This window comes from Pseudokineococcus marinus (genome assembly GCF_013004605.1).
In the GTDB taxonomy this organism is placed as follows: domain Bacteria; phylum Actinomycetota; class Actinomycetes; order Actinomycetales; family Quadrisphaeraceae; genus Pseudokineococcus; species Pseudokineococcus marinus.
The window spans coordinates 1-6,181 of the sequence record NZ_JABEMA010000187.1 but is presented as its reverse complement, the minus strand read 5'-3'; the positions used below and the strand labels follow the sequence as shown (position 1 = coordinate 6,181).

Genomic DNA, 6,181 nt, shown 5'->3' with positions numbered 1-6,181 from the left:
CCCGAAAGGCCCGCAGCCGGTCTTAATACACCTGGAACAACAGCACCCCACCCACTGGCGAGCAAGGCACCTGAACGCCCCCCACCACCCAAACCAGGCAGCAAGACACTTGACCAGAACCACGCGATACCAGACCCACCACAACGGCAGACCCAGCAACACCAGCCCAGCCCACAAAAAATGGCATTCGACTTCGGTACGCTGTTGAGTTCTCAAGAAGCAGACCCGCCAGGAGCGCCGGTGGAGACCACCTGCGCCTCCCTGGAGGCAACCGCTCGAACCTAGACCCCCGGGTCTCAGGCCGTCAACCACCGAGGTGGTCCGGCCAGACCCGGCTTCCCGGTCCCTTGCGGCGACGTGAACGTTACCCCACGGCAGGGGGTCGTCCAAACCGCCGCCCGTGGCTCCCCGACGCCCCCGTCGGTCAGCCGGCGTCCAGGAAGGTGCGCGCCCTCGACGTGACGACGACGGTGAGCGGGCCCCCAGCCACCCGCGCTCCCGGAAGGAGGCCGAGCACGGGCACGTCGACCCTCGCCACGAGCTGGACCTGGGCCGTCCGGCCGTCGGGCGTGCCCGTCCCCGGGCCGAGGACGACGCCGTCGAGGTCGTCCCAGGCAGCTCTGCGGCGCAGGTGGTCCTCGGCAGCCGCCCGTACCGCGGCGTCCGTCAGCGGCACCCCCCGCGACAGGCCGTCCTGCCCGTAGTAGGCGGCCTCGTCCACGGCGTCTGCGGCGTCCGCCGCGGCGGCGTCCGCGGCGGCCCACACCCGCTTGCGCTCGAGGTGCACCGCGGAGGCGGCGGTGACGACGAGGACGACGACGAGCGCGAGGACGGCGTAGCCGATCACGAGCAGGGCCACCTGCCCCTCCTCCGCCCGGTCGCCTGCGCTGCCGACGCCCCGGCGAGGGACGGTCGCCCCGCCGCTCACGGCGCCCCCGCGAAGCGGTCTCCGGCAGCGGTGCCGGTGGCCTCGACGGGCACGCGCGCGGGCACCATCGCTGCCAGGAGCGCGGGGACGCCCGGGAGCACCACCTCGAGCCGCACCGTCGTGCGCACGAGGGACCCGCCCGCACCGCAGGGGTCGACGTCGCAGCGCACGTCCAAGCGCGCCGAGGCGGGATCCACCCCCTGGTCCTCCAGCGCGAGAGCGACCACCGCCTCGGCGTCGGCGCGGGCCGCTGACGGCGTCGAGGCCGACGCGGAGGCGATGACGCGGGCGGCCTCGCGCGCACCGGCCTCGGCCCCGAAGGCCCCGGCCTGCAGCTGGGCCACGGCGATCACGAGGTACACCACCGGCACGAGCAGGAGGACGCCGAGGCCGACGAACTCCACGACGGCGCTCCCGCGGTCGGCGTCGCGCCGCAGGTCGCGGACGCGCCCCCGGACGCCGACGAGCCTCTCCGGCTCGACCGCCCTCACGCGCCGCCGCCCTCGACGACCAGCCCCCTGCCGGTGAGGTCGAGCACGTCCCCCACCCCCACCAGCCCGGCGACCGGCAGCGGAGCCCGCACGCGCACCTCCACGAGCTCGCGCCCGCCGACGGCGCGCACGGTCGCGCGGACGTCGCGCGCGTACGCCGGGGACAGGGCCGCGGTGAGCAGCTCGCGGGTGCGCTCGGCACCGTCCTCCGGGGTGCGGTCGGCCAGGGCGCCGTACCGGGCCCCCTCGGCGGCGCAGTCCACGACCGTCGCGCGCACGTGCAGGACGACAGCGAGCTGCACGACCCCGACCAGCACGAGCGTCAGGAGCGCGGAGACGAGCGCGAAGTCGACGACGGCGGACCCGCGGTCGGCCCGCGTCGCCGCGGTCAGCCGCCGGCGAGGACCCGGTCCATCGCCGTGGTGAAGACCTGCGCCAGGCGAGGACCGGCCACGGCCCACAGCGCCACGACGAGCCCCGCGGTCATGAGGGTGACCATCACCCAGCCGGGCACGTCCCCGCGGTCGTCGCCGCGCAGGCGCGCGATGCGGCGGGCCAGGCCACGGCCCAGGGCGGCGGCGGCTCGAGCCGCCCTCGTCGTCGTGCTCGTGCTCATGCGGTGCTCCGTCTCGGTCGGTCGCGTGGGGCGGGTGGGTCGGGTCGGCGAGGTCGGCCGGGGAGCCGGCTCGGTGGTGGGCCGTCGGGTCGGCCCGGTCGGTGCCGGAGGAGGGGTGTGGTGCGCAGCCGTCGCGGGAGCGGCACAGCTGTCCCGCGGGTCGCGCGGCCGGGGCGAGCGGCGAGGCCGGACGGGGGCGCGCGGTCGGGGACGGCGGTCCGGAGGGCGCCGGGACTGCGAGGCCACCCCGGCGCACGTCGGCAGCCGGGGTCACAGGTCGAGCCTCAGGACGGCCAGTCCCGGGAAGACCGCGAAGACGACGGTGATGGGCAGCACGAGGAAGACGACCGGCACCATCATCGCGATCTCCTTGCGGCCGCCGCTCTCGAGCAGCGCCCGGCGACCCTCGTCGCGGACGTCCTGGGCCTGGGCGCGCAGGACGTCGGCGAGCGGCGTCCCGCGCTCGACCGCGACGGCGACCCCGTCGACGAAGCGCGCCAGGCTGGGGAGGCTGGTCCGGTCGGCCAGTCCCTGCAGCGCCTGCACCAGCGAGGCGCCCGCACGGGCCTCGGCCAGCGTCCGCCGCAGCTCGCCCGACAGCTCGCCGGCGCACGTGCGCGAGACGCGCTCGAGGGCGCCGACCGCCCCCTCGCCCGCCCCCACGGACAGGGCCAGGAGCTCGGCCACGGTCGGGAACTCCGCCGTCATGCGCTCCTCGCGCCGCCGGACGGCGCGCGTCAGCCACCAGTCGCGGGCGAGGACGCCGGCTGCGCCCCCCAGGAGGACGAGGAGCGCCAGGGGCACGACGGCGACGCCCCGCGCGCTCGCCACCGCGCCCGCCAGCAGCGCACCCGCGACCAGTCCTCCCGCGCCCCAGACGACCTGCTGGGCGCGGAAGTCCTCCACGGAGGTGGTCGCCCCCAGCTGGTCCAGGCGGGTCCGCACGCCCGCGCGGCCGCCGAGCACCCGCTCGATGCCGCGCACGGCGTCGGCCATGACCGGGGCGAGCATCCGCTCCACCGCCGCCAACGGCCCGGCGGGCGCCTCGGGCCGCAGCAACCGCGACGGTGGCACGGCGTCGCGCACGTAGGGGGCGACGCGGTCCTCGAGGGAGACCCGTCGGAGCAGGGGCAGGCGCACGAGCGCCAGCCACAGGCCGAGGCCCGCCACCAGGCCCAGTCCCGCGCCGGCCCACGACCACGGCGCCGCCGTCGCGGGCGCGACGGCCACGAGCGCCGCCGTCACCGCAGCACCCTCTCCTCGTCGGGCAGGCGCCCGAGACGGACCATGAGGCGGTAGGCGACGACGGAGGCGGCGCCGCCGCACGCGAGGACGACGGCGCCCGCCGCGCTGTCGTAGGCGTCGACGGCCTCGGGCCGGGTCGCGAGCAGCGCGAGCACCACCCACGGGGCGGCCACGGCGAGGCGGGCGCCGTTGACCGTCCAGCTCTGCCGCGCCTCGAGCTCCGAGCGGGTGCGGGCGTCCTCCCTCAGGAAGGTGGACAGCGTGCGGAGGAGGCGACCCAGGTCGCTGCCGCCCACCTCGCGCGTGAGGCGCAGGGACTCGACGATGCGGTCCGCGACGGGGTCGGCGAGCGCCTCCTTCAGCCGGTCGAGGCAGTCGCCGAAGCGGCCCGTGGCCCGGTGGTCCTCCGCGAAGGCCGCGAAGGCGGGCCGCAGCTCGACCGGCCCGCGCACCGACAGCTGCGCCAGCGCCTCGGGCAGCGACAGCCCCGCGCGGATGCCCGAGGTCAGGTGGTCGACCGCCTCGGGCCACTGCTCCCGCGTGCTCGTGCGCCGGGCGCGGGCCCGGGAGCGGACGACGGCGCGCGGCCCCGCAGCGGCGATGAGCCCGAAGGCGGTGGCGACGACGGGCGACCCCGCGACGAGGAGCACCGCCGTCGCCACGACGAGCCCGACCACCGCGGCGGCCACGACGAGCGCCCCCGGCCCGACACCGGCCATGTCGGCCTGCACGAGCTCGTCGCGCAGGGCGGCCGCGCGGCGCGAGGGGCGGCGCGGGGCCGCCGCACCGGCCGTCGGCACCCAGCAGGACCACCAGACGCAGAAGAGGCCGGCGCCGGCCGCGAGGCCCACGAGCGCGCCCACGTCAGCCGCCGCCCAGCAGGGCCCGGAGGTCGTGCCCCGCCCGCTCGAAGCGGTCCTCGTGAGGGGGGAACCCGTCGGCCCGCACGAGGTCGCCGGCGGCCGTCGTGAAGACGTCAGCCACCTCGACGACGCCGTCCTCGACGCGCCCGGGCACCGCGACCACCTCGCGGACGCGGCGACGGCCGTCCCGGTCGAGGGCCACGTGGACGACGAGGTCGACGCTGCTCGCCACGGTCGGGACGACGAAGCGGCTGCTGACGTTCTCCCCCGCCAGCAGCGGCAGGGTGCACATCTTGGCGACCGCGTCGCGAGCGCTGTTGGCGTGCACGCTGGCCATCCCGGGCAGCCCGGAGTTGAGGGCGATGAGCAGGTCGAGGCTCTCCTCCTGCCGGACCTCCCCGACGACGAGGCGGTCGGGGCGCATGCGCAGCGCCTCCTTGACGAGGCGCCGCAGCGGGATCTCGCCGGTGCCCTCCAGGCCCGGCTGGCGGCACTGCAGCCCCACGCAGTCGCGCAGCGGCACCTTGAGCTCGAAGACCTCCTCGCACGTGATGACGCGCGAGCGCGGCGGGATGGCGGCCGCCAGGCAGTTGAGCATCGTCGTCTTGCCCGCCTGCGTGCCCCCGGACACGAGCACGTTGAGGCCCGCGGACACCGCGGCCTCGAGGAAGGCCGCGGCGCGCGCGGTCAGCGTCCCGAGGGCGACGAGGTCGTCCAGGCGGTCCGCCCGGACGACGAACTTGCGGATGTTGACGGCCCAGTGCTCGCGCGTGACGTCGGGGATGACGACGTGCAGGCGGCTGCCGTCGGGGAGGCTCGCGTCGACGAAGGGCGAGCTGAGGTCGACGCGACGCCCCGAGGTCTTGAGCATGCGCTCCACCAGGTCGGCGACCTTCTCGGCCGTGAGGATCGTCGTCGTCAGCTCCGGCCGCCCGCCGCGCGCGACGAAGACCTTGCCCGGCTCGTTGATCCAGATCTCCTCGACCTCCGGGTCGTCGAGGTGCTCCTGCAGCGGTCCGAGCCCGCCGACGGCGTCGAGCACGCGCTTGACGACGCCCGTCTGCTCCGGCAGGCGGGGCAGCGTCCCCAGGAGGGACCTCTCGTCGTAGTCGGCGACCACGTCCTCGACGAGCGAGCGCAGGACGCCGGGCTCGCGGGCGGGGTCGACGCCTCGCCGGCGGACCAGCTCGCGCACCTCGTCCTCGACGATGGCGACCGCGTCCACCTCGGACCCCCCTCCTCCGCCCCGGCTCCGCACCGGGTGCTGCTGCGCGTGGCGGGACGGCGTGCGTGAGGCCCCCCGCGACCCTCCTCGTCACGCTAGGCAGACGGGGCGTCCCCGTGCGGGCGGTCCACATCCCCCGTTGTGGTGACAGCGCGTGACGGACGGGGCGTGCGGGGCCTGTGGACGGTCTCGGCGAGCGGCCAGAGCGCCGAGCAGGCTGCCGGGGTGGACCACGGCCCCCTGCGCCTGACGCTCGTCGACGACGCAGCCGCCCTCCGTCGGGCCGAGGTCGAGGTCGACCTGCCCGGCACCGGCGCGCCCCTCCGCGTCGCCGACGTCGCCGAGGAGCTGGGGGCCCACCTCGGCGCGTCACCCGCCGCCGGCGGCCGGTGGTGGTGCGAGGGCCGTCCGCTGCTGACGGGCGCCGCGCTCGGGGCGCCGCCGCTCGTCCAGGGCGCCGTGCTCGTCCGCCGCCCGGGCGAGGCCTCGCGGCCCGGCGCGGGCGGACGGGGGGACGAGCCGTCCCGCACGGGCCCTGGTCGGGGGGCCGGCGTCCTCCACCTGCACGTCGTGGCGGGCCCGGACGCCGGCCTGGTCGTCCCGCTCCCCCCGGGCCGCCACGTCCTGGGCCGGGGAGCCGGGGCCGACGTCCGGCTCGACGACCCCCGCCTGTCGCGTCGCCACCTGCGGCTGGACGTCGACCGCCGCGGGGCGCTGGTGACGGACCTCGGCTCGGCCAACGGGACGCTCGTCGACGGGGTCCGCCCCGGCGCGGGCGGCCTGGCCGCCGGGACGGGAGCCCGCGTCGCGGCC

The 6,181-nt window shown here is 77.3% G+C and carries 8 protein-coding genes; 1 reads left to right on the top strand and 7 read right to left on the bottom strand.

Annotation, left to right across the window (positions count from 1 at the left end; translation table 11 throughout):
- Positions 1-424 precede the first annotated feature (424 nt).
- From HLB09_RS11650 to HLB09_RS11620, 7 genes are all read right to left on the bottom strand, one after another.
- On the bottom strand, positions 425-859 hold the full coding sequence (locus HLB09_RS11650) for a type 1 glutamine amidotransferase family protein (RefSeq protein WP_171203535.1): 435 nt from the start codon (positions 857-859) through the stop codon (positions 425-427).
- A gap of 65 nt (positions 860-924) precedes the next feature.
- Positions 925-1,419 (bottom strand): pilus assembly protein, encoded by a 495-nt coding sequence (locus HLB09_RS11645; RefSeq protein ID WP_212770957.1) that lies wholly within the window; start codon positions 1,417-1,419, stop codon positions 925-927.
- Entirely contained in the window at positions 1,416-1,811 is a 396-nt protein-coding gene (locus tag HLB09_RS11640) for a TadE/TadG family type IV pilus assembly protein (protein ID WP_171203538.1), read from the bottom strand. Before HLB09_RS11640 ends, HLB09_RS11645 begins: the two co-directional genes overlap by 4 nt.
- On the bottom strand, positions 1,808-2,035 hold the full coding sequence (locus tag HLB09_RS11635) for a hypothetical protein (RefSeq protein ID WP_212770960.1): 228 nt from the start codon (positions 2,033-2,035) through the stop codon (positions 1,808-1,810). The genes HLB09_RS11640 and HLB09_RS11635 overlap by 4 nt, the downstream gene beginning before the upstream one ends.
- Positions 2,036-2,305: 270 nt before the next feature.
- A complete protein-coding gene (locus HLB09_RS20030) occupies positions 2,306-3,280 on the bottom strand; it encodes a type II secretion system F family protein (protein ID WP_212770955.1) in 975 nt (324 codons plus the stop codon).
- Positions 3,277-4,143: a type II secretion system F family protein gene (locus HLB09_RS11625; RefSeq protein WP_171203534.1), complete on the bottom strand. Its 867-nt coding sequence runs from the start codon at positions 4,141-4,143 to the stop codon at positions 3,277-3,279. The genes HLB09_RS20030 and HLB09_RS11625 overlap by 4 nt, the downstream gene beginning before the upstream one ends.
- 1 nt (position 4,144) lies before the next feature.
- Positions 4,145-5,368 (bottom strand): CpaF family protein, encoded by a 1,224-nt coding sequence (locus HLB09_RS11620; protein ID WP_171203533.1) that lies wholly within the window; start codon positions 5,366-5,368, stop codon positions 4,145-4,147.
- A gap of 225 nt (positions 5,369-5,593) precedes the next feature.
- Here HLB09_RS11620 and HLB09_RS20025 point away from each other — a divergent pair.
- Positions 5,594-6,181, top strand: a 588-nt coding sequence (locus HLB09_RS20025; RefSeq protein ID WP_171203532.1) for an FHA domain-containing protein, incomplete at its 3' end; no start/stop codon positions are given.

Bases quoted from the DNA above. Each gene is read 5' to 3' on its own strand.
- HLB09_RS11635 (WP_212770960.1), bottom strand. From the start codon at position 2,035: ATGAGCACGAGCACGACGACGAGGGCGGCTCGAGCCGCCGCCGCCCTG.